The sequence below is a fragment of the Roseateles subflavus genome, assembly GCF_030285365.1.
GTDB classification, from domain to species: domain Bacteria; phylum Pseudomonadota; class Gammaproteobacteria; order Burkholderiales; family Burkholderiaceae_C; genus Roseateles_B; species Roseateles_B subflavus.
Window position 1 is genome coordinate 84472 of the sequence record NZ_JASVDS010000003.1, and the last position, 22090, is coordinate 106561.

The 22090-nt window shown below is 65.8% G+C and carries 19 protein-coding genes; 13 read left to right on the plus strand and 6 right to left on the minus strand.

The window, feature by feature from the left end:
* Window positions 1-10 precede the first annotated feature (10 nt).
* From QRD43_RS11395 to QRD43_RS11405, 3 genes are all read left to right on the plus strand, one after another.
* Window positions 11-1558, plus strand: coding sequence for a hypothetical protein (locus QRD43_RS11395; RefSeq protein ID WP_285982607.1), 1548 nt, complete (start codon window positions 11-13; stop codon window positions 1556-1558).
* Between the two features lie 28 nt (window positions 1559-1586).
* Window positions 1587-2768 (plus strand): class I SAM-dependent rRNA methyltransferase, encoded by a 1182-nt coding sequence (locus tag QRD43_RS11400; protein ID WP_285982608.1) that lies wholly within the window; start codon window positions 1587-1589, stop codon window positions 2766-2768.
* Between the two features lie 153 nt (window positions 2769-2921).
* Window positions 2922-4013: a trypsin-like serine protease gene (locus tag QRD43_RS11405; protein WP_285982609.1), complete on the plus strand. Its 1092-nt coding sequence runs from the start codon at window positions 2922-2924 to the stop codon at window positions 4011-4013.
* 57 nt (window positions 4014-4070) lie between these two features.
* On the opposite strand, the gene QRD43_RS11410 is transcribed toward QRD43_RS11405, so the two are convergent.
* The gene (locus QRD43_RS11410; protein WP_285983168.1) at window positions 4071-4538 is read right to left on the minus strand and encodes an Lrp/AsnC family transcriptional regulator; all 468 of its coding nucleotides are present in this window, start codon (window positions 4536-4538) and stop codon (window positions 4071-4073) included.
* A gap of 165 nt (window positions 4539-4703) precedes the next feature.
* Between QRD43_RS11410 and glmS the strand changes: the two genes are divergently transcribed.
* Both glmS and QRD43_RS11420 read left to right on the plus strand, forming a co-directional pair.
* Window positions 4704-6575 carry a glutamine--fructose-6-phosphate transaminase (isomerizing) gene (gene glmS / locus QRD43_RS11415; RefSeq protein ID WP_285982610.1) on the plus strand — a complete coding sequence of 624 codons (1872 nt, stop codon included), beginning with the start codon at window positions 4704-4706 and terminating at the stop codon, window positions 6573-6575.
* Window positions 6576-6753: 178 nt separating this feature from the next.
* On the plus strand, window positions 6754-7617 hold the full coding sequence (locus QRD43_RS11420; RefSeq protein WP_285982611.1) for a TniQ family protein: 864 nt from the start codon (window positions 6754-6756) through the stop codon (window positions 7615-7617).
* Between the two features lie 89 nt (window positions 7618-7706).
* Here the strand turns inward: QRD43_RS11420 and QRD43_RS11425 are convergent, their stop codons facing one another.
* From QRD43_RS11425 to QRD43_RS11445, 5 genes are all read right to left on the minus strand, one after another.
* The gene (locus QRD43_RS11425) at window positions 7707-8141 is read right to left on the minus strand and encodes a plasmid pRiA4b ORF-3 family protein (protein WP_285982612.1); all 435 of its coding nucleotides are present in this window, start codon (window positions 8139-8141) and stop codon (window positions 7707-7709) included.
* A gap of 189 nt (window positions 8142-8330) precedes the next feature.
* Complete coding sequence (locus tag QRD43_RS11430) at window positions 8331-9002, minus strand: glutathione S-transferase family protein (RefSeq protein WP_285982613.1); 672 nt, start codon at window positions 9000-9002, stop codon at window positions 8331-8333.
* A 104-nt stretch (window positions 9003-9106) separates the two neighbouring features.
* Entirely contained in the window at window positions 9107-9451 is a 345-nt protein-coding gene (locus QRD43_RS11435) for a hypothetical protein (protein ID WP_285982614.1), read from the minus strand.
* 23 nt (window positions 9452-9474) lie between these two features.
* Window positions 9475-10938 carry a flavin monoamine oxidase family protein gene (locus QRD43_RS11440; RefSeq protein WP_285982615.1) on the minus strand — a complete coding sequence of 488 codons (1464 nt, stop codon included), beginning with the start codon at window positions 10936-10938 and terminating at the stop codon, window positions 9475-9477.
* A 146-nt stretch (window positions 10939-11084) separates the two neighbouring features.
* Window positions 11085-12539, minus strand: a complete 1455-nt coding sequence (locus tag QRD43_RS11445; RefSeq protein ID WP_285983169.1) for a flavin monoamine oxidase family protein — start codon at window positions 12537-12539, stop codon at window positions 11085-11087.
* 217 nt (window positions 12540-12756) lie between these two features.
* Here QRD43_RS11445 and QRD43_RS11450 point away from each other — a divergent pair, with 217 nt between their 5' ends.
* The 8 genes from QRD43_RS11450 to QRD43_RS11485 all read left to right on the plus strand — a co-directional run bounded on the left by QRD43_RS11450 (window position 12757) and on the right by QRD43_RS11485 (window position 22021).
* Window positions 12757-13470, plus strand: a complete 714-nt coding sequence (locus QRD43_RS11450; RefSeq protein WP_285982616.1) for a response regulator — start codon at window positions 12757-12759, stop codon at window positions 13468-13470.
* Window positions 13467-14555, plus strand: a complete 1089-nt coding sequence (locus QRD43_RS11455; RefSeq protein WP_285982617.1) for an ATP-binding protein — start codon at window positions 13467-13469, stop codon at window positions 14553-14555. Before QRD43_RS11450 ends, QRD43_RS11455 begins: the two co-directional genes overlap by 4 nt.
* A gap of 498 nt (window positions 14556-15053) precedes the next feature.
* On the plus strand, window positions 15054-16169 hold the full coding sequence (locus QRD43_RS11460) for a polyamine ABC transporter substrate-binding protein (protein ID WP_285982618.1): 1116 nt from the start codon (window positions 15054-15056) through the stop codon (window positions 16167-16169).
* A 12-nt stretch (window positions 16170-16181) separates the two neighbouring features.
* Window positions 16182-17273, plus strand: coding sequence for an ABC transporter ATP-binding protein (locus QRD43_RS11465; RefSeq protein ID WP_285982619.1), 1092 nt, complete (start codon window positions 16182-16184; stop codon window positions 17271-17273).
* Between the two features lie 2 nt (window positions 17274-17275).
* Entirely contained in the window at window positions 17276-18190 is a 915-nt protein-coding gene (locus QRD43_RS11470) for an ABC transporter permease (protein ID WP_285982620.1), read from the plus strand.
* On the plus strand, window positions 18187-19041 hold the full coding sequence (locus tag QRD43_RS11475) for an ABC transporter permease (RefSeq protein ID WP_285982621.1): 855 nt from the start codon (window positions 18187-18189) through the stop codon (window positions 19039-19041). The genes QRD43_RS11470 and QRD43_RS11475 overlap by 4 nt, the downstream gene beginning before the upstream one ends.
* A gap of 35 nt (window positions 19042-19076) precedes the next feature.
* A complete protein-coding gene (locus tag QRD43_RS11480) occupies window positions 19077-20447 on the plus strand; it encodes a DUF3138 family protein (RefSeq protein ID WP_285982622.1) in 1371 nt (456 codons plus the stop codon).
* An 83-nt stretch (window positions 20448-20530) separates the two neighbouring features.
* Window positions 20531-22021 (plus strand): aldehyde dehydrogenase, encoded by a 1491-nt coding sequence (locus QRD43_RS11485; RefSeq protein WP_285982623.1) that lies wholly within the window; start codon window positions 20531-20533, stop codon window positions 22019-22021.
* The last annotated feature ends 69 nt before the right edge of the window (window positions 22022-22090 follow it).

Here is a 22090-nt window from a genome sequence, read left to right on the forward strand (position 1 = left end):
GTCGGCGCCCATGTTTGCGCCGCGTCTTCCACTCGATTCCCTGCTGCCACGCCTGCTGTGCCTGAGCCTGGTCGCCGCTTTCTCCAGCAGCCACGCCCAGGCGGCGGATCCCGCGCCATGGGTGCCCAGTGCCGCCCGCCCGCTCAACTGGGAGATGAGCTGGACGCCGCTGCGCACGAAGGAGGGCGGGCGCATGGCCCTGGCCGGCGGCAGCGCGCTGCTGGCGGTCAACGAGGACTGGGGCCTGGGGCCCACGGTCTATGCCTCGGCCAAGGGCAATTACGGCGGCATCTTCATGCTCGGCATCACCGGGCAGCGCCGCTGGCGCCTGGGCGCCAATACGCACCTGGCGGCGGGTCTCTTCGTGGGCGGCGGCGGCGGGCTGAGCTCTGATGTCCTGCGCTTTGGCGGCGGGCTGATGTGGCGCCCGGAGCTGTCCATCCGGACCGAGGCCGGGCCGTGGTACAGCGGTCTCGGAATCTCCCGGGTGATGGTGCCCGGCGGCAACATCGCGGACACCCAGATCAGCTTCATGATCGGCCGGCAGTCGATGTTCCATTCCTTCGATCCCTCGGCCGGCGGGCACGTCGGCACCTCGGGGGATCGGGGGGGGCTGGGCTTTGACGAGATGTCGCTCACGGCGGGCGGGTACGCGCCGTCCAAGTCGATCCGGCGCCGCAGTGGCAGCACGATGGATCGCAAGGTCGGGCTCGCCGGCGCCTCGCTGCGCCAGTACATCTCGCCCAGCGCCTGGTGGGGCCTGGAGGCGGCCGGCGGAGCCAAGGGGGGCGCCGACGGCTACATGGAAGTGCTCGCCAATCTCGGCCAGGACTGGGGCCTCGGCAGCACGGGACTGCGTGTCGGCGCCCAGGCGGCGCTGGGGCTGGCCGGGGGCGGTGACGTCGACACCGGCAGCGGCTGGCTGATGAAGGTCGGCCCCACGCTGCGCTGGCAGTCCGCCAGCGGCTGGGGCTGGCGGGTGGATGCGGGCTGGGCGCAGTCGCGCGGCGCCTTCCATGCGCCCTATGCCCGTTTCAGTCTCGACATGCCCCTGGAGCCGGTGCTGCGGCGCCAGCAGCCGGGCGCGCTGCAGACGGGCACGGTCGAGGAACAGGGCTGGCTGGTCAGCGTGCAGCGCGTGCGCCAGGTGCCGTTCAAGGATGGCAGCCGCCAGGACATGACCCAGATGGGCCTCATCATGACGCGCGGCCTCGGTGACCATCTCTACGGTCTGGCGCAGGCCGGGACGGCGGTGCAGGGCAAGGCCGGCGCCTATGCCTACGGTCTGCTGGGGGCGGGTCTGCGCACACAGCCCTTCGGCGACGGTCGCTGGCGCGTGGGCGCCGAGGTCCTCGCCGGTGCGGGCGGCGGCGGCGGGGTTCAGCTCGGCGGCGGCGCGCTGCGCCAGACCGAGATCTGGGCGCAGTGGCAGGGGCAGGGCGACCTCAACCGCCTGCGTCTGCGCGCCGGCCTGGGCCAGTGGGGCAGCCTGCGCGGGCGGGGCGGAGACAGCACGCAACTGAATCTGGCGGTCGGCTACGCCTGGGGCAACCTCTGACCGGAGCGGCGCGGCGACAATACGCGCCATGAAAGTCATTCGTCTCAGAGCCGGCAAGGAGCGTTCGCTGCTGCGCCGCCATCCCTGGGTCTTCCAGGGTTCCGTGGAAAAGGGCAAGGCCGACGCCGGTGAAACCGTGCGCGTGGAGTCCGACAGCGGGCAGTTCCTCTGCTGGGCCTCCTTCAGCCCCAGCTCCATGATCCGCGTGCGCGCCTGGAGCTTCGACGAGGCCGAGCGTATCGACGCCGACTTCTTCGACCGGCGTGTCCGCACGGCCATCGCCGTCCGCGAGCGCATGCCCATCGTCTCGAACGCGCGCCGGCTGATCCATGGCGAGGCGGACGGCCTGCCCGGGCTGATCGTCGACCGCTACGACGACACGCTGGTGGCGCAGTTCCTGTCCGCCGGCACCGAGCGCTGGAAGGACACCATCGCCGACAGCCTTCTCGCGGCCACGGGGCTCACGCGCCTCTTCGAACGCTCGGACTCCGGCGTGCGCCAGCTCGAGGGGCTGCCGCCCGTCACGGGCTGGCTGCGCGGCGAGGGCCACACCGAGCTGACCATCGAGGAGCATGAGTGGAAGCTCACCCTCGACGTGCAGGAAGGTCACAAGACCGGCTACTACCTGGACCAGCGCGACAACCGCAAGAAGTTCGCCGAGACGGTGCGCCAGTACGGTCTGCAGCGCGTGCTCAACTGCTACTGCTACACCGGCGGCTTCTCCGTGGCGGCGCTGGCCGGCGGTGCGGCCGAGGTGACCAGCGTGGACTCGTCCGCGCCGGCCCTGGCCCGCGCGAGCGCCCACGTGACGCTCAACGGCTTCGACCCGGCCCGTCACACGGCCCTCGATGCGGACGTCAACCAGACGCTGCGCGACTTCCTCAAGCAGGGGCGCACCTTCGATGCCATCGTGCTGGATCCGCCCAAGTTCGCGCCCACCGCAGCGCATGCGGAGCGGGCGGCCCGCGCCTACAAGGACATCAACCGCCTCGCCTTCAAGCTGCTGGAGCCGGGCGGCGTGCTGTTCACCTTCTCGTGCTCGGGCGGTGTGGGCCCGGAGCTCTTCCACAAGATCGTGGCGGGTGCCGGCATGGATGCCAACGTCGATGGCTTCATCCTCGACCGCGTGGGCGCCACGCCAGACCATCCGCAGACGATCTGCTTCCCGGAGGGCGAGTACCTCAAGGGCCTGCTGCTGCTGAAGCGCTGAGCCAACAGGGAGGGTGACCCCTAGGAAGGGGACAAGACGATTCAGGGTATACCTCCGGCCCGCGCTCGAAAAGAGCGTCTTTTCGTGAAGCAGATCACGAAGAGGCGTCATTCAGAGGTCTCACGAAGCGCGAGTCATCTCGAGGGAATATTCATGAAAGTCTTGTCTTCTCTGGCATTGGCGCTGCTCAGCGCCGGTGCGATGTCGTCGGCCCACGCGCTGACGCCGGTCACGTCCTTCGGCCCTGATCTGGTGCCGCTGACCGGCAATACCAGCGGCCCCGAGGACTGGCGCTTCCTGCCGGGCCAGAGCTTCAACGGTGTGCCTGGCGCGCTGGACGGCGTCGCCATGCTGAACTTCAAGACCCACGGCGGCCGCAACTATGCCTGCTCGGGCTCCCTGCTGGCGGGCGGCCAGTACGTGCTGACGGCCGCTCACTGCGCGGACGACTTCGTGAGCATGCAGGTGGACTTCGGCTGGGCCGGCGGCGCCTCCAAGGTGTCGCGGACGGTGGCAGCAGGCAATGCCATCGTGCATTCCGGCTGGACCGGCCGGCTGGACACCGGGGCCGACATCGCGCTGCTCCGCCTCGACCGCGCCGTCACGACCATCAAGGGCTACCAGCTCAGCACCACGCTGGACGTGGGCAAGGACATCCTGGTGGCCGGCTACGGCACCACCCAGGTGGGCAACGCCCCGGATGACACCAACTGGAACGACTGGAAGTTCGGCCATTACGCCTGGAACCGCATCGACGTCGCCAGCCAGACCTTCCACAAGGAGCTCGGCACGGTCTTCAAGGGTTGGTACAACCCCGAGAACTTCAAGTACGGCGTGACCTACATGTCCGACTTCGACAGCGGCCTGGATGACAACAACACGCTGCAGATCTTTGCCGATGGCATCGGCACCGCGCTGTGGAGCAGCGACCGTGGTCACGGCAAGGACGAGGGCATGATCGCCGCCGGCGATTCCGGCGGTGGCGACTTCGTCTGGGACGGCACGCAGTTCCTCCTGACCGGGGTGCACAGCTGGGGCTGGGAGGCCTGCACCCGCTTCGGCCTGGACTGCGACGCCGCCTATGGCAATTCGGCCAGCTACGGGGACCTCTCCGGCTCGACCGCGGTCTACTCGCACCTGAACTGGATTCGCCAGCAGATGGGCATTCCCGAGCCGGGCAGCGCTGCGCTGGCGGCACTCGCCCTGTTCGGCCTCGGCGCCGTGCGCCGTCGTCAGCGCGGCTGATCCATCGCCCGCTGATGAAGCAACGGCCCTGCGGGGCCGTTGTTCATGGGGCCTGGTTCAGAGCGCCGGCAGGTGCAGGCGTGGCGAGAACTTCGCCCGGTGCACGCTGAAGAAGGCCTTCACGTTGCGCACGTTGCTGTCCGCGCTGTAGAGGCCCTGCACGAGCTGGTGATAGGCCGCCATGTCCGGCACCTGGACGATGAGCACGAAATCCGGCCCGGGGGACACCTGGTAGCACTGCTGCACTTCGCTGCGGGCCACCGCCAGCGCCTGGAAGCCGGCGATGGCCTCGGCGGTCTGGCGTTCCAGGGTGATCTCGACGATGGCGATCAACCCTGCGCCCAGCTGCGCCGGATTCAGGATGGCGACCTGCTGCTCGATCACGCCCAGCTCGCGCAGCCGCTTCACCCGGCGCAGACAGGTGGCCGGGGACACCGCTGCGCGGCGCGCGAGGTCCAGGTTGGACAGCGAAGCGTCGTCCTGCAGCACCCCCAGGATGCGGTGATCGGTAGCGTCGAGGTGAATCAAAATTTCAAATGGAATGGCCTGATGATCGAAATGATCTTATCTGGCATTCGGTGAAATTTATGGTCACATTGCGATGAAATTTGATCGCACATGCCAATGCCCCCCTCCTAGGATTCGCTCCCATCGCAGCCCGGGTGGGTTGCACCAGCGGAGGAAACATTCATGTGTGGCATCGTCGGCGCCGTCTCGAAGCGCAATATCGTCCCCATCCTGATCGAAGGCCTGAAGCGCCTGGAATATCGCGGCTATGACTCCTGCGGCGTGGCCGTGCACCAGGACGGCGAACTGCGCCGCGCCCGCAGCACCTCCCGCGTGGCCGAGCTGCACAGCCAGACGGCCGAGGACGGCATCGCCTCCGGCACCGGCATCGCGCACACCCGCTGGGCCACCCATGGTGTGCCGGCCGTGCACAACGCCCACCCGCACTTCTCTCACGGCGCCCATGCCGCCGACGGTGCCGCGGGCCGCATCGCCCTGGTGCACAACGGCATCATCGAGAACCACGACGAGCTGCGCGCCGAACTCAAGGCCCGGGGCTACACCTTCCACAGCCAGACGGACACCGAGGTCATCGCCCACCTGATCGACCACGTCTACCAGGGGGATCTGCTGGAGGCCGTGCAGCAGGCCGTGCAGCGCCTGAAGGGTGCCTATGCCATCGCGGTGTTCAGCCGTGACGAGCCGCATCGCGTCGTCGGCGCCCGCGAGGGCTCGCCGCTGGTGCTGGGCGTCGGGACGGAAGAGGGCCAGGGCGAGTTCTTCCTGGCATCCGATGCCATGGCGCTCGCCGGCGTGACCGATCAGATCGTCTACCTGGATGAGGGGGACGTCGTGGACATGCAGCTGGGCCGTTATTGGATCACGCACCGCGTGGTCGACAGCACCCGCTTCGAGACCGTCCAGCGCGAGGTTCGCACCGTGCACGCCCACAGCGGGGCCGCCGAGCTGGGCCCGTACCGCCACTACATGCAGAAGGAGATCTTCGAGCAGCCCGTGGCCATCGCCAACACGCTGGATGCCGTGACCGGCATCAGCCCCGAGATCTTCGGTGACGGCGCCTATGGCGTGTTCAAGGAGATCGACTCCGTGCTGATCCTGGCCTGCGGCACGAGCTACTACGCCGGCTCCACGGCCAAGTACTGGCTCGAGAGCATCGCCAAGATCCCGACCAGCGTCGAGATCGCCAGCGAGTACCGCTACCGCGACAGCGTGCCCAATCCGCGCACGCTGGTCGTGACCATCAGCCAGAGCGGCGAGACGGCCGACACGCTGGCGGCGCTCAAGCATGCGCGCGCCCAGGGCATGACGCACACCCTGACCGTCTGCAACGTCTCGACGAGCGCCATGGTGCGCGAGTGCGAGCTGGCCTTCATCACCCGTGCCGGCGCCGAGATCGGCGTGGCCTCGACCAAGGCCTTCACCACGCAGCTGGTCGGTCTCTTCCTGCTGACGCTCGCGCTGGCCCAGACCCGCGGCCACCTGAGCGAGGCCCAGGAGGCCGAGCACCTCAAGGCGCTGCGTCACCTGCCCGTGGCCGTGCAGGCCGTCGTGGCCCTGGAGCCGCAGGTCATTGCCTGGAGCGAGGAGTTTGCCCGCAAGGAGAACGCCCTGTTCCTCGGCCGTGGCCTGCACTACCCCATTGCCCTGGAAGGCGCGCTGAAGCTCAAGGAGATCAGCTACATCCACGCCGAGGCCTATCCGGCCGGCGAGCTCAAGCATGGCCCGCTGGCGCTCGTGACCGCCGAGATGCCCGTCGTGACCGTGGCCCCGAACGATGCGCTGCTGGAGAAGCTCAAGAGCAATATGCAGGAAGTGCGCGCCCGTGGCGGCGAGCTCTTCGTGTTCGCCGACAGCGATACCCGCATCGAGAGCGAACCGGGCCTGCACGTCATCCGCATGCCCGAGCACTACGGCGCCCTGAGCCCCATCCTGCACGTCATCCCGCTGCAACTGCTGGCCTATCACACCGCCTGCGCGCGCGGCACGGACGTGGACAAGCCGCGGAATCTGGCGAAGAGCGTGACGGTGGAGTGAAGGAGTTGCTCTCCGATGTGACTGACCGGCAGGAATGAAGTCCGTCGCAGAGGAGCAAGGTCCGTCGGACGTGACGGAAGAAGGGGCCGGGAGGCCCCTTCTCCTTTTGAGCTCACGTGTTGTTGACAATTAAGGTCGTAAACAGGCAATTCGTGTCGTAAACACGGGCTGAGTCCCCATGCGACCTGGCGACCGAAAGCCGGATTGCGGGAACAAGCTCGTCCCTTCGGCCAGTGCAGAACGCCTGCACCGGGAGCTGCTTCAGTGGCTCCCGGGCGAGACTCTCTTCCGCCTGGTGAGCCGGCTCCACCGCCTGTGGGGCCATCGAACGGCAGATCAAACGGCGGACGTCCTGTTCGGGCGTCGTCGGCAGGGCTATCAGCACGACTTCTCGAGCGGCCTGCATGAGTTCGAGCAGAACACGGCAGGGCTGCTCGGCGACGTCAAGGCCATCGCGCTCGAGCGAACCCTTCTTCGCTTCTACCGCCCGTTCCTGAGTCCCGCCAAACTGGATGAAACCATCGCGGCGATGGCCAGCCCGTCCGTGGCGCATCTCAAATTCCGCCTGGGACTTCTGACGAGCCGCTTCCGAGCGCATCACCCGCTGAAGGCATGCCCTGCGTGCATCGCCGAAGACATTGCTACCTACGGATGGGCTTGGTGGCATTGGGATCACCAGTACCCCGGGGTCTGGGTTTGCTTGACTCATGGCCAACGCCTGCTGGAATCCGCAACCAAGACCAATGGCGTGGCGCGATTCCAGTGGCAGTTGCCGACGCTCAATAGACAGCATGCTTGGCTGTCCAGGAGTGAAGCACCGGGGCCCGACGCCGACGAAGGCCTATCCCGGCTCGGCAAACTTGTCGTCGAGCTGATCGAACAGCGCGAAGTGCTGCACTTGGACGGCGAGGTACTCAGGCGCATCTATCGCCAGAAACTCATCGCCCGAGGGTTGGCGTCAACCAGTGGTCGGCTGAAACTGGCACTTGCCGCGCAAGACTTCCTCGAGCACGTGCGGCCATTGAGGCTACGCAGGAGCTGATGGCGTTGCCGCAGAACCTGGACGAGCCAAGGGTTCAGCTGACGGGCATGCTCCGTGAAGATCGAGTGGGAGCCCACCCGCTGCGTCACTTAGTAATGATTGACTGGCTGGTCAGCGTTCTCGCCGGCCAGGCACATTGGCCAGTCGTTGCGGCCGTCCTGGATCGGCAGCCGCTCCTCGACCGTGATGCGGTGGTCCCACCCATCGCCGAAGTCGTAGCTGTACATGAACTCGCCGACCTGCTCGCCCAGTACGGCGCCGACAGTGAACTTGCGCTCGCCTCGCATGTCGCCACTGCCCGCCCATTCGTCGTCAGGGATGCCGTAGCGTTGTCGCTCGATGTGCCAGTCGTGCAGATGGCTGTTGGTCCAGCCCATGGCGGCCTGCACGACGCGGTCGAGCTTGGCAAGCTTGATGGTGGCGGGTACGAGGATGCGCCGCCAGATCAGCGGTTCAAGGTGCTGCGACTCGATACGCAGCTGGTAGGCGATATGAGGCTGGGCGCGCTGGAACTTGGTGCTCATGCGCCCAATGTCGCAGCACCAGCTGGCCAGCGGTGCCGCAGCTAATCGCCAATACGGCTCGCCAGCTAGGACGGTACGTACGCAGCTCAATACAGAATGAGGTCTAGCAAGCTGCTAAGGTGCACGGCACGCACTCAGCGCGGAGCGCCAGTTTTCGACTAACTGAATCCCGGGCGATTCAAGCAGTCTCTAATTCGTCCTGAGCTCTGGCGCAGGAGTCGCCGGCACTCCCTGCAGCGCAGCAGCGGTGCTCTGTGAGGCCAAAGCTCGCTGATAGGCCTCTCGTTGCTGAAGCGTGTGCCAATAGCGTGCGACGTGGGGCGTGAAGCGCTCGCTCAGGCCCAGATGCTCGGCCAGCATCAAGGCATACCCGACTGACACATCGGCTGCAGTGAACCGGTCTCCGCACAGGAAGGGCTGATTCGCTAGGACTGGCTCCAGCGTTCGCAGTCGGGCCAGGAACCAGCGGGTGTAGTCCTGCACCACCTGCGCCTGTCGGCGCTCCTCGGGCTCGAAGCGGGTGTACCGCAGGATGAGCGTTTGGGGGAATGTGAGTGTGGCTTCGCCGAAGTGAAGGTAGTTGAGGAAGCTCGCGAAATGCGGCTCACCAGGTTCGACCTGCAGGGGCGTGGGCGCTGCCAAGGTGCAAAGGTAGTGGCAGATGGCCGCGGACTCCGTCATCTGCGTGGCCCCGTCGACCATCAGTGGGACGGTTCCAAGGGGATTGATGTCCAGATACGTCGGTGCCAAGACCCGAGGAGGGAATGGCAGCATGACCAGCCGGTAGGGGAGGGACAGTTCCTCCAGCATCCACAGCGGGCGGAACGACCGTGCGCTCATGCAGTGGTACAGGGTGATCATGGGGCGTCGGTTGGTGTGAAGCACGCTGTGAGCGGGAGGCCGTCTTGTCGTTCGCGAGCGCCGGCTGTTCCACGAGGTGCGGGTAGTGCCGGTGGCAACTCAGGTCAGATGAAGCCCGACATCAAGATACTCAAGAAGGCCAGCGCGACCCCGGCGCTGAATATCAGCAGCGTCCGTTCGTAGTAGCGCTGGGTGTCGGTCGCCGGCGCAATGCGCAACATGCGGATGAGCGCGACGTACAGGCATGCCGAGCCAGCCAGGCAGCCCCAGAAGGTGAGCCGGTCATCGGCGCTGGTGAGTTTGAAGCTGCCCTCGGTCACCCAGTTGCCCAGGAAACCGATCAGGAAGCCCAGGATGATGCCAATGGCCGTGACCATGGGTTGACGGTAGTCCTTGAGGTCTACCGTTGCGGGCGCGGCGGGCTCATGATTTGAGATCGGTGCAGTCATCGTTGCTCGCTCCAGCTGCAGGTTCAGCCCAGCGGCGAAGCCATGGGACGCCACGGTGCCGCGGCCGTGCTGCCTGTGTTCTGCCGCAGCACTTCATTGGCCGCCCTGAGGCCGGACAGGTACGCACCGTGGACCGTCTGATAGTACTGCCGCTCCGTCGCCTCTCCCGCGAAGAAGAGGCGGCCGTTGACGCTCTGGGCCAGGTCGTCCCGCTGTTGCGGCGTGGAACCGACCACGTGGCATGAGTAGGCGCCACGGGCATAGGGGTCAGCAGCCCAGCGGGTGACGAGGGCGTCCACAGGTGCGGGAATGCCTTGGCCGAACATGGTACGCAGGGCGCCCATCGCGCTTTGAACGATGGCCGTGTCGTCCCAACTCTCAATCTTGCGTCCGAAGTCTGCTGCGTTGAAACCCATCAGCACCGGGCGGCCCGTGGGGCGGGCGAAGCTCACCCATTCCGCCCACTGGCCAGCCTTGCCCTGTCTGGGCAGCTGGTTCAGCCAGTCAAGGCGGCTGTTCCAGAACGTCTGAGGGAACAGCAGACAGCACTTGTTGAGCACACCAACGCCCAGCCCCTCGATCGCGGCACGCTTGCTGGTGGGCAGAGCCGGGGTGAAGTTGACGCGCCCCGATTTCAAAACGCCAAGCGGCAGGGTGACGACGACGTAGTGTGCGGAAAACTCACCCTGGTTGGTCTGCACGGTCACGCCGCTCGGGCCTTGGTAGGTGACTGCACTCACCTCATGTTTGAGCTTGATGTTGAGGCCGGCGGCGAGATGGGTGCTCAACACTTGGTAGCCATCGAGAAACAGGTGCTCGGGCCCCTCGAAGGCCTCGCCACTGTCGAACCACCTCGCGGACAGTTGGTCCGCTGATGCGCCGTACTCGTGCTCGTAGGTGCCGTTGAGCGCGAAGTCGATCATCCGCTGCTCCAGCACCGGTCGATCCTGGTAGTCCAACTCGTCATAGACCAGCGCTTTGAGAGACTGCTCTTTTCGGCGATCCCGCTCGGCAATGGCCGTGGCGACTTGGCGTTGGATGGCTTCGAGCAGGCGGTTGTGGTGGTCGGCCAACTCGCCCCCTTCGCCGTCATAAGCCTCCGCGTTGTCGTACGTTGTCGAGGTCAGACGCGCGCCGAGCTGCTTGGCCAGCACGGCAACGGGGTTGCCCGGGCCGGCGCCGTGAATCCACGAGGCCCCTAAGTCCATGGCCGGGCCACGCCATGCCGTGCTGGTGTGCAGCCGTCCACCGATGCGGTCTCGGGCTTCCAAGACGAGCACCTCCAGGCCCGCCGTTCGAAGGCGTTGGGCCGCGGCGAGGCCCGAGATGCCGGCGCCGATCACGATCGCCTTGCGTGGCCCTTGGCTGGGCGTCACGCCGGCCTGGTCGCTCGCCCGACCGGTCAAGGCCAACGCTCGCTGAGTGCCGAGTCCCATGAAGGCTCCCAATCCCATTCCTGCTGTTTTCATGACGGTCCGACGCTTCATTGCTCAACCTTTCATTCGAATCGAGGGCCTCAAGCCCCGAGCGGGAGCGGCCCCGACCTGGACACGGGCTCGGTCAGTAGACGAATGAGCGCAGGCGCCGTCAAGGCTATGGCCAGGCCGTGTCCCGGAAATTGGACTGGGGTGCGCTAGCGGGCGAGTACCTCTGCTGCCGCGCGTTGCCCGGACAGATAGGCGCCATGCACCGACTGGAAGTAGCGTGGATCCGTTGCCTCGCCTGCGAAGTACAAGGAGCGACCCACAGCCGCCGCGAGATCCTCGCGCATGCCGGGCGCCGAGCCGAGCTTGTTGAAGGAGTACGCGCCACGTGCGAAGGGGTCTGAGGCCCAGCGCGAGATTTGCCAGCTGACCGGATCGGGAATGCCCGCGCCGAACATCGTGCGCAGCGTGCGCATGGCACTGGCGACGATGTCCTGGTCTGACCACGCCTCCATGGCCTGCCCGACGGCGGCGGCGTTGAAACCGAGCAGGATCGGTTGGCCGGTCGGCCGTGCAAGGCTCACCCACTCGGCCCACTGGCCATTGTGCTCAGCACTGGGGATGTAGTTGAGCCAGTCCGTCTTGGTGTCCCAGAAGGCCGTGGGGAAGCGCAGGAAGCACTTGTTCAGGACGCCCATGCCCAGCTTGTCGATGGCTTGGGCTTTGCGTGCTGGCAGTGGGGGATCGAAGCTCACCTGCCCGGACTGCAGCACACCCAGCGGCAGCGTCACCACCACCGCCGCGCCAAAGAAGCTGCCCTGGCTGGTCTGGACGGTCACGCCCTGCTCGTTGTGGCGGACGCTCTGCACAACGTGTCCGAGTCGAACGTCGAGGTCCTTGGCCAGGAAGTCGATCAGCACGCGGTAGCCATCGAGAAACAAGCTCTCGACACCTTCGTAGCGGCTGTCGCTGTCAAACCAGAGAGCCGACAGCTGGCTGGCGTCACCGCTGTACTCGTGCTCATAGGTCGTGTTGATCAGGTAGTCGATGCGCTGCTGCTCCAGCGCGCTGCGCTCGCTGTAGCCGAGCCCGCGATAGACGGCGTCGCGCAAGGTGGTGTCGCTCTCCGAGCGTTGGTAGTCGCTGATGGCCTTGCGGATGCTGGCGCGCAGGCTGTCGAGTTGCGCTGCACCCGCGGCGTCAAGCCGGCGACCGTCGGCCTCGAAGGCCTGGTCCCGGCCGAAGCTGGTCTGGGCCAGGCGAGCCCCGGCCCGACGTGCCAAGTCGGAGATCGGGTTGCCTGGGCCATCCCCGTGGATCCACGTGGCGCCCACATCCAGCGGGGCATCCGCCCATTGGGTGGATGTGAACAGCCGCCCGCCCAGGCGCTGCCGAGCCTCCAGGACGACCACCTCTCGACCGGCATCGCGCAGGCGGCGTGCGGCAGCGAGGCCAGCCATGCCAGCACCGATCACCAAGACTGCTTGCGAGCTCGGCGCAGGGGCCGGCGTGGGCGTCGGCGTCGGGCTCGGTGTGGGGCTGGGCGCCGGTGCCGGCGATGGAGTCGGCGTCGGAGTGATGGGGGCATCCGTTCCGTCGGAGCCGCCGCCGCAGCCTGCCAAGGCCAGGGTTCCCGTCAAAGTGAAGAAGTGTCGTCGTTGCATGTCTTGCTCTGTTTGCTGGAAGGCCACCTGACTCCACGCAGGCGTGCCAGCCGGACGGCGGGCCCAGTCGCTGGCCTGTTTTGCCCGAGCCTGTCGGCTGCGTCGCAGAAGTGTCGAAGGCCGGGGTGGATGCAAGGATGAGGAACTGTGGAGGTTGTGTGGAGCGGGCCTGTTGCCCTCAGAATCGAGTGCAACAAAACACAAAAAAGGGTTCCGTATGCATGCCAAGAGTTCGGGTTCGGCGCTGGTCCTTGTCGTGGAGGACGAGTCCGAGATCGCCGACATCGTGGGCGCCTACCTGCAGCGGGAGGGGCTGCGCACGGCCTGGGCGCGCGATGGCAGGGAGGCGCTGCAGCTCCACTTGGCGCTCAATCCGGACCTGGTGCTGCTGGACGTGCAGATGCCGGTCACGGACGGGTGGGAGGTCCTCTCTGCCTTGCGGCAGCGGGGCGGGACGCCCGTCATCATGCTGACCGCTTTGGAGGGGGACGTGGACAAGATCTCCGCGCTGCGCATCGGAGCGGACGACTACATCGTCAAGCCCTTCAACCCGTCGGAGGTCGTGGCCCGCGTCCGGGCGGTGCTCCGTCGAACGATGGTGACGTCCGTGGACTTGGCCCCCGCCGTCCTGAGGGCCGGGCCCTTGGAGCTGGACCGCCAGAGCCACAGCGCCTGGCTGCATGTGCAGGGGGAGCGCCGGCCGCTGATGCTCACGGTGACAGAGTTCCGCCTGCTCCAGGTGCTGGCGCAGGTGCCGACGCGAGTCTTCAGCCGCGCCGAGCTCATGGATGCCTGCCTGCCCGAGGGTGACACGCAGGAGCGCACGATCGACAGCCACATGAGCAAGCTGCGCAAGAAGATCGAGCAGCTGGGGCTGGAGGGCATGCCCGCCGGTGTCCGAGGCGTTGGCTACTGTCTGGAGCGTCGATGAACCTGAGCTATGGCCTGGGGCGAAAGATCGCCAGCGCGGTGGCCAGCACGGTCCTGCTGGTTCATGCGGTGATTTTCATTCTCTGCTACACCATCTACTACTTGGCGGGCAAGTACTGGCCCACGCTGTTTGACTGCGAGTCGGACTTGCCGACGCTGCCAGACTTTCTGCTCTTCCTGGCGCTGGGGCTGGTGGCGGTGCTGGTGTCGCTCTATTTCTCCACGCGGATCGCCCGTCGCCTCGTGGAGCCATTGAACAGCGTGGCTACAGGCATTCGCTGTGTGGCCGCAGGCGACCTCGACGCCAGAGCTCAGGCCACTGAGGCGCCGCTGGGCGAGGCCTCTGCGCTGGTTCAGGACTTCAACCAGATGGCAGAAAAGCTGCAGCGCGCTGTGAATGAACGAGCTCAGTGGAATGCGGCCATCGCCCACGAGCTTCGCACGCCGGTGACCATCCTGCGAGGGCGCCTGTTGGGCTTTGCCGATGGCGTCTTTCCTCCGACGGAAGAGGCGCTGCGCAAGCTGTTGACGCAGGTCGACGGGCTGTCCCGCCTGATCGAGGACTTGCGCCTGCTGAGCCTATTCGAGTCCCATCAGCTGCGACTGGACCTTCGCAGTGTCAACCTCGAGCAAGAGATCCGGACGGTGGGCGATATCTATGAGCCCATGCTGCAAAAGGCAGGGCTGCGTCTGCGAATCCTGGTGGAGGCGATGCCAGTGCGCTGCGACCCGCTGCGCATCCGCCAAGCGCTGGTGGCCTTGCTGGACAACGCTCTGAAGTACGCCACGGCCGGTGAACTCTGGGTTCGCTTCGCCCGCGAGGGGGAAGACAACGTCCTGCGAGTGAACGACGCTGGCCCCGGCCTGCCCGACGCCGCCATGCAGCAGGTCTTCCAGGCGTTTTGGCAGGCCGACAGTGTCAGCGCCAAGATCGCTGGCGGCAACGGGCTCGGACTGTCTGTCGTGAAGGCCATCGCGATGGCCCACGGCGGCGACGCCCGCTGCACGGCGAACGAAGCCGGTGGAACGAGCTTCTCGATCCGCTGGCCGATTGCATCTCCAGACGCGGCCCGCTCGACCGACTGACGCCCAGGGCGCCGCAAGCGCGCCTACCCGCCACTCACCCTCTCCATCCCTGCGCCGCAGCGCACCAGGCGAGGCGTTCGCACAACTGCACCGCGGTACACACGCCCACACCGGCGGAGCGCAGGCCTGGGGTCTTGTTGCCGGGCGCGCTTGCCGCGTGCGACCACCCAAGCCCCTGTCGCTTGTGCCGTCCGTGTGCACCTGCTGCATACACCTGCCGCATGCACCTGAAGCATGCCTGCAAGCACCGGCTCAGCATCGCTGATGCCCACGCGCGGTGCGTGCGTCGGCAGCTTGCATCTGCCTGGCAACGGGCAACGCGCTCCGTTGGATCGACGCGGTGACGTCTGTCCTCCCGCGGGCTGACATACAAGGCAGACGCCCCCCCGTAACGTTGGCGCCGCTGTCCCCTCGAACGCCGGAGCCAGGCAGCAGCAAGGGCCGATCACTTCTCTCAATCCTGCCCTCCCCAACGCTCGACATTACGGAGATCCCCTGATGAAACTCTCGCCAGCCCGCTGTGCCCTGACGCTTCTTGGCGCTCTGCTCTTCGCCGCCGGAGGCGCTGCACACGCGGAAGAAGAAAAGGTCCTGAACGTCTACAACTGGTCGGACTACATCTCCGAGGAGACCATCCAGAAGTTTGAGAAGGAGACGGGCATCAAGGTCCGCTACGACGTCTTCGACAACAACGAGATCCTGCATGCCAAGCTCGTGGCTGGCCGGACGGGCTATGACGTGGTGGTGCCCGGATCGAACTGGGCCGGCCTGCAGATCCTTGGCGGGCTGCTGCAGGAACTGGACAAGTCGAAGATCCCGAACCTCAAGAACATCGACCCGAGCATCAATGAGCGGCTCTCCAAGGTGGATCCTGGCAACAAGTTCCTGGTCACCTGGCTGTGGGGCTACACGACGGTCGGCATCAACGTCGACAAGGTGAAGGCTGCGCTGGGAGGACCGCTCCCTGAGAACGTGTGGGATCTCGTCATGAAGCCGGAGTACATCAGCAAGCTGAAGTCCTGCGGCGTGTCCTTCCTCGACTCCGCCGACGAGGTGGTCGTCGTGGCGCTGCAGTACCTGGGCCGGGACGGCGCGAACAAGACGCCGGCTGACTACGCGGCGGCGACTGCCCTGCTGAAGTCGATCCGTCCCTACGTGACGCTGTTCAGCTCCTCGGGCTACATCAACGACCTGGCGAGCGGCTCCTTGTGCGTGTCGGTCGGCTGGTCCGGCGACATCAACATCGCGCGGCAGCGTGCGATCGACGGCAAGACGGGCCAGAAGATCGAGGCGCTGATCCCCAAGAGCGGCGGGCCTCTGTGGTTCGACACCATGGCGATTCCCGCGGATGCGCCGCATCCCGAGAATGCGCTCAAGTGGATCAACTTCATCCTTCGTCCTGAGATCAGCGCGTCGCTGACGAACAAGGTCTTCTACGCCAATCCCACCACCGCGGTATCCAAGAAGTTCGTCGTTCCTGACGTGGCGAACAACCCGACCGTGTTCTTGTCGGAAGAGAACCTGGCCCGGATGAAGAGCACCGCCGGCACCTTGAGCAACGAGAACCGGCGACAGCAGAACCGCGTCTATTCGGTGTTCAAGACCGGTCTGTGAGGAGCCGGGGTCATGGCGCATGAGAACGCGGGCTTCCTTCGCATCAAGGACGTCACGAAGAAGTTCGGCCCGTATACGGCCGTGGACAACGTTTCGCTGGACATCGCGAAGGGCGAGATCTTCGCCCTGCTGGGCTCTTCGGGATGCGGCAAGACGACGCTGCTGCGCATGCTGGCCGGCTTCGAGACGCTCAGCGCCGGCAGCATCACGCTCAACGGCGTGGAACTGGGTGGCATGCCGCCCTACCAGCGGCCGCTGAACATGATGTTCCAGTCGTACGCTTTGTTTCCCCACCTGACCGTGTGGGACAACATTGCCTTCGGGCTGCGACGCGATGGCTTGCCACGGGACCAGGTCGCCGAGCGAGTGGATGCCATGCTGCGTCTGGTGCAGCTGGGAAAGTTCGCAAAGCGCAAGCCGCACCAGCTCTCCGGCGGCCAGCAGCAGCGGGTGGCCTTGGCACGCAGCCTGGCCAAGCAGCCGCAGTTGCTGCTGCTCGACGAGCCGCTCGGAGCGCTCGACAAGAAGCTGCGCGAGCAGACACAGATCGAACTGGCCAACATCATCCGGCAGGTCGGCGTCACCTGCGTCATGGTCACGCATGATCAGGAGGAAGCCATGACGCTGGCGTCGCGCATCGCGGTGATGAGCGAGGGGCGCCTGCTGCAAGTCGGGGCACCGGAGGAAATCTACGAGACCCCCTCCAGCCGCTTCGTGGCGGACTTCATCGGCAATGTGAACCTCATGCAGGGCACGGTGGCCGTTGACGAGACGGATCACGTGATCATCGACTGCGCGGACTGCCGCCACTATGTCGGGCACGGCATCACGGGCACGCAGGGCATGGCCGTCTGGGTGGCGGTGCGTCCCGAGAAGATCCAGCTCTCGGCTCAGGCCCCGGTGGATGACTTCAACTATGCCTATGGCCGCGTGGAGTCGATGTCCTACTTTGGCAGTGTCACCCTCTACCGCATCAAGCTCGGCAGCGGCCAAGTGATCGCCGTCAGTCAGGCCAACCACGAACGCTATGCCGAGCAGTTCAGCCAGGGTGACGCCGTGTGGGCGAACTGGTCGACGACGACCCAGGTTGTGCTGACCCAATGACCATGAAACGCATTCTTCCGCGCGGCCGCACGGCCGTGATTGGCATCCCCTATGCCTGGCTGCTGGTCTTCTTCTTCGCCCCGTTCCTGATCGTCCTGAAGTACTCGTTCTCCGAGATGGGCCTCGTGACCGTCCATGACATCGTCACGGTGTCCGACGGCGCCATCCGGCTGGTGGCGAAGTATGCCAACTACGCCTTCATCGCCACGGATGGCTGGTACTTCATGGCCTATGTCTCGAGCCTGAAGTACGCCGCGATCACGACGGTGTGCTGCCTCCTGATCGGCTATCCCTTTTCCTACTTCATGGCGCGCTCGCGGCCGACGCTGCAGCCCGCGCTGCTGATGATGGTGATGCTGCCCTTCTGGACCTCGTTCCTCTTGCGCGTGTACGCCTGGAAGGGGCTGCTTGATGAGCGCGGCTGGCTGGCCAGCGTGCTCACCTCGCTCCACGTCGACACGCTGCTGCTGGCGCTGGGGCTGATCAGTGCGCCGGGGGTCTATCTGCACACGCCGTTCTCGCTGGTGGTGGGCATGACTTACACCTACCTGCCCTTCATGATCCTGCCGCTCTACTCGAACCTGGCGAAGTTGGACCTGCGATTGCTCGAGGCGGCTGCCGACCTCGGGGCCACGCCGTGGCTGACGTTCTGGAAGGTGACCGTGCCGCTATCCCGTGCCGGCATCGTCGCGGGCTCGATGCTCGTGTTCATCCCTAGCATCGGCGAGTACGTCATCCCCGAGCTGCTGGGCGGACCGCAGACGCTGATGATCGCCCGGGTGATCTGGGATGAGTTCTTCACCAACAACGACTGGCCCATGGCCTCGTCCGTGGCCGTGGTGCTGGTACTGCTCATCGTCGTGCCCCTGGCGGTCTTCAACAAGTACCAGATGCAGGCGCAGGAGCTGAAGTCATGATCCGGGCATTTCAAGGTCGTCGCGCAACGGCGGCACTGGGCAAGAGCTGGCTGGCCGGGGGGCTGCTGTTCCTGTACCTCCCCATGTTCACGCTGATCGTGTACTCCTTCAACAAGTCGCCGATGCCCGATGTATGGGGCGGCTTCACGCTGGAGTTCTACGGCAAGCTGGCCCGGGACAAGGAGCTTCTGGGCGCGCTGTGGCTGTCCCTCAAGATCGCGTTCTGGTCCGCCACACTGTCGGTGATGCTGGGCACGATGGCCGCGTTCACCCTGGTCAAGTACAAGCGCTTCTCCGGCAGGACCTTTTTCACCGGCATGGTGAACGCGCCGCTCGTGATGCCCGAGGTGATTCAGGGGCTGTCCCTGCTCCTGATGCTGGTGGCGATCCAGTCCTCCTTCGGTTTCCTCGAGCGCGGCTTTCTCACCATCCTGATCGGGCACGTCGTGCTCGGGCTCGCCTATGCGGCGGTCGTTATTTCAGCCCGCTTGCAATCGTTGAATCCGCAGCTCGAGGAAGCAGCGATGGATCTCGGGGCGCGCCCCTGGAATGTGTTTCGCCTGGTCACGCTGCCCATGATCAGCCAATCACTGGGCGCGGCCTGGTTGCTCACCTTCAGCCTGTCACTGGATGACGTGGTGACCTCGGCATTCCTGTCCGGGCCGGGCGCCACGACCTTGCCCCTCGTCATCTTCTCCCGCGCCCGCCTCGGCCTCAATCCCAGCGTGAATGCCGTGGCCAGCGTGACCATCGTCGTCGTGGCGACCTGCGTCACCGTGGCCAGTGTTCTGGTGGCTCGATCCGAACGTCGGCGTACCCAAGAAATTAGTTCAGCGTCCCGAGACGAATAGTCCGGGGCAATTCCTTGCACCCTAACGGAGATCCCATGAAGACAATTCGAATGACCGCGCTGTCGGTGGCCCTGCTGATGTCCTTCGAGGCAGCGTCCGCCCAGACGCCGGGTGGACAGGATCAGTCCAAGGAAATCCAGGCGCTGCGCGCCCGGGTGGAGGAGCTCGAAAAGGAGGCCCGTGCCCGCAAGGCAGCGGCAGCGGAGGCCGCACAAGGGGCGGCCGCTCAGGAGCGGGAGCTGAACCGGCAGATGGTCAAGACGGACGCACTGGAGACGGCGCAGGAGACCAACGGCTACAAGGCGCTGAAGCTGTCCGGCTACATCGAGCCGGTGTTCATCTACAACCAGCGTCAGAACCGAGCCGGCTTCCAGTTCCTCAACCAGCAGTCGGATGGCTATGCGTATGACACCTCGTTCATGGGGTCGGCCGTTCTCGACCTGCTCAAGGAGACGGACAGCGGCACGCAGTGGCATTTGACGCTCAGCCCCAATCGTGGCGCAGGCTCGGTCATGGACGGCAAGAGCATCATTCAAGAGGCCTCGGTGTCCATCCCCTTGGACAGCCCGGCTCGACGCCTCATCGCTGGTCAGATTCCTGACTGGTCGGGCTACGAGTACCAGCAGCCCACACTGAATCCCCTGACCAGCCACAACCTGCTGTATGACTTCACCGCGCCGGTCAGCTTTGTCGGGATCGGGTTGGATGTGAAGGTCGACAAGTGGTGGATCCGCTCGGCGCTGGCCAATGCGAACACACCGATTCGCAAGGCCAACGAGCGCTCGCCGAGCTGGGCCTTCCGCATCGACTACGCCAAGGGCGAGTTCGTTGGCTTCGGCTTCGCCAGCCTGCTGGGCAAGCAGCCCAACCTGAATACGGGCAGCAACACCATGGCCTATCTGACGGAGCTTGACGGCTTCTTCACGCGTGGGGATCTCACGCTGCAGGGCCAAATCGCCATCGGCGGTCAGCGCCAGGGAGCGATCACGCCGGACGACGATGGCACCTGGCACGACTCCCGGTGGGTGGGCGTCTCTGGCTTGTTTGGCTACATGCTCACGCCGCGCCTGCAAGCGCTGGTGCGTGCTGACTACATCCAGAACGACAGCCATGGCGGGGGGCTGTTCGGCACCACCGGCCTCTCGAAGGTCAATGCCGACGGCACGATCAGCTATGGCTACGACGGCCGTAACGGCATCGGCCCGGACGTTCGAGACGACGTCTCGCGCGGCGCCAATCGCTACGCCATCACCGCCGGCCTGAAGTACGCCTTCGACAAGGCCACGACGCTCAAGGTCGAGTACCGCCTGGACGGTGCGGACCGTGCCGTGTTCAACGACGCCAAGTCGGGTGACGTCAAGAAGACCAACAGCTTGCTGATTGCCTCGCTGGTAGTCGCCTTCTAGCCGCTTCCTGGCGCCGGTGCCTGGCAACCTCGAGTGAATTCGGGGGCCGGGCCGGCGCTGCCACTCCTGCCTCTGGGCAACACATGAACCAAAGCAAACTGTGGGCCGCACGGGCGGCCGAACTGCGTCCGGACGGGCGCGCCTTCATCGAGGGTCGCCGTGTCGCAGCGGTTGACGGCCTTACCTTTGACCGGCAGTCCCCTATCGACGGTCGGCCGCTGGGGGCTGTTGCCCGCGGGCAGGCCGCGGACATCGACGCCGCCGTTCAGAGTGCACGGCGAGCCTTCGAGGACCGGCGCTGGACAGGCATGCCGCCAGCGTCTCGCAAGAAGGTCCTGCACCGCTTTTCGGCACTGATCCTGGCGGCGCGCGACGAGCTGGCACTGCTGGAAACGCTCGACATGGGCAAGCCGATCCAGTACGCCCTCGAGGAGGACGTGGCCGCCACCGCGAGCTGCATCGCCTGGTATGCAGAGGCACTCGACAAGGTGTACGGCGAGATCGCACCGACCGCCGATGATGCGCTGGCGCTGATCGCCCGTGAGCCGATGGGCGTGATCGGCGCCGTCGTGCCCTGGAACTACCCGATGGTCATGGCGGCCTGGAAGCTCGGGCCCGCACTGGCCGCGGGCAACAGCGTGGTGCTCAAGCCCAGTGAGAAGAGCCCGCTGACGGCCATGCGCCTGGCCGAGCTGGCCATGGAGGCCGGCTTGCCGCCGGGGGTGTTCAACGTGGTGCCTGGTTTCGGCCACGAGGCGGGCGAAGCGTTGGCCCTGCACATGGATGTCGATGCCATCGGCTTCACGGGGTCGACCCGTGTCGGACGCCTCATGCTCGCCTACGCAGGCCAAAGCAATCTCAAGCGTGTCTACAACGAGCTGGGAGGCAAGTCCGCGGTGCTGGTCTTTGATGACCACAAGGACCTCGAGCGCGCGGCGCGCACGGTGGCGGGCAGCATGTTCTACAACCAGGGGGAGAGCTGCAATGCGCCGTCCCGGGTGCTGGTGCAGGCGGACATCGCGGAGGACTTCGTCCAACTCCTGGCCGCCGAGGCACGCAGTTTTGCGCCGGGTGATCCGCTGGACCCCGAGACCGAGCTGGGCGCCCTCGTGGATGAGCAGCAGCTGCGGACCGTCCTTGGCTATCTGGCGGCTGGGCGAGAGGCCGGGGCCCGCTGTGTGACTGGCGGCGAGCAGGCACGCCAGGACAGCGGTGGCTACTACGTGCAGCCCACCATCTTCGACGGCGTGACCAACTCGATGAAGATCGCACGCGAGGAGATTTTCGGACCGGTGATGAGCGTCCTTCGATTCCAGAGCGAGGAAGAGGCGATAGCCCTGGCCAATGACACGCCCTACGGCTTGCAGGCGAGCGTCTGGAGCCACGACCTCAACCGGGCCCACCGGGTGTCCCGGGCGCTGCGTGCCGGGACGGTTCACGTGAACCAGTACGACGAGGACGACATCACGGTGCCGTTCGGCGGCTACAAGCAAAGTGGCAACGGGCGCGACAAGAGCCTGCACGCCTTCGAGAAGTACACCGAGCTGAAAACCACCTGGATCAGTCTCGATTGAAGTGCTGGCCCGCCACGCGGGAGGAGCCAATGCATCGAGGGGGCCGCTGAGGCCCCCTCGACGCTTGGT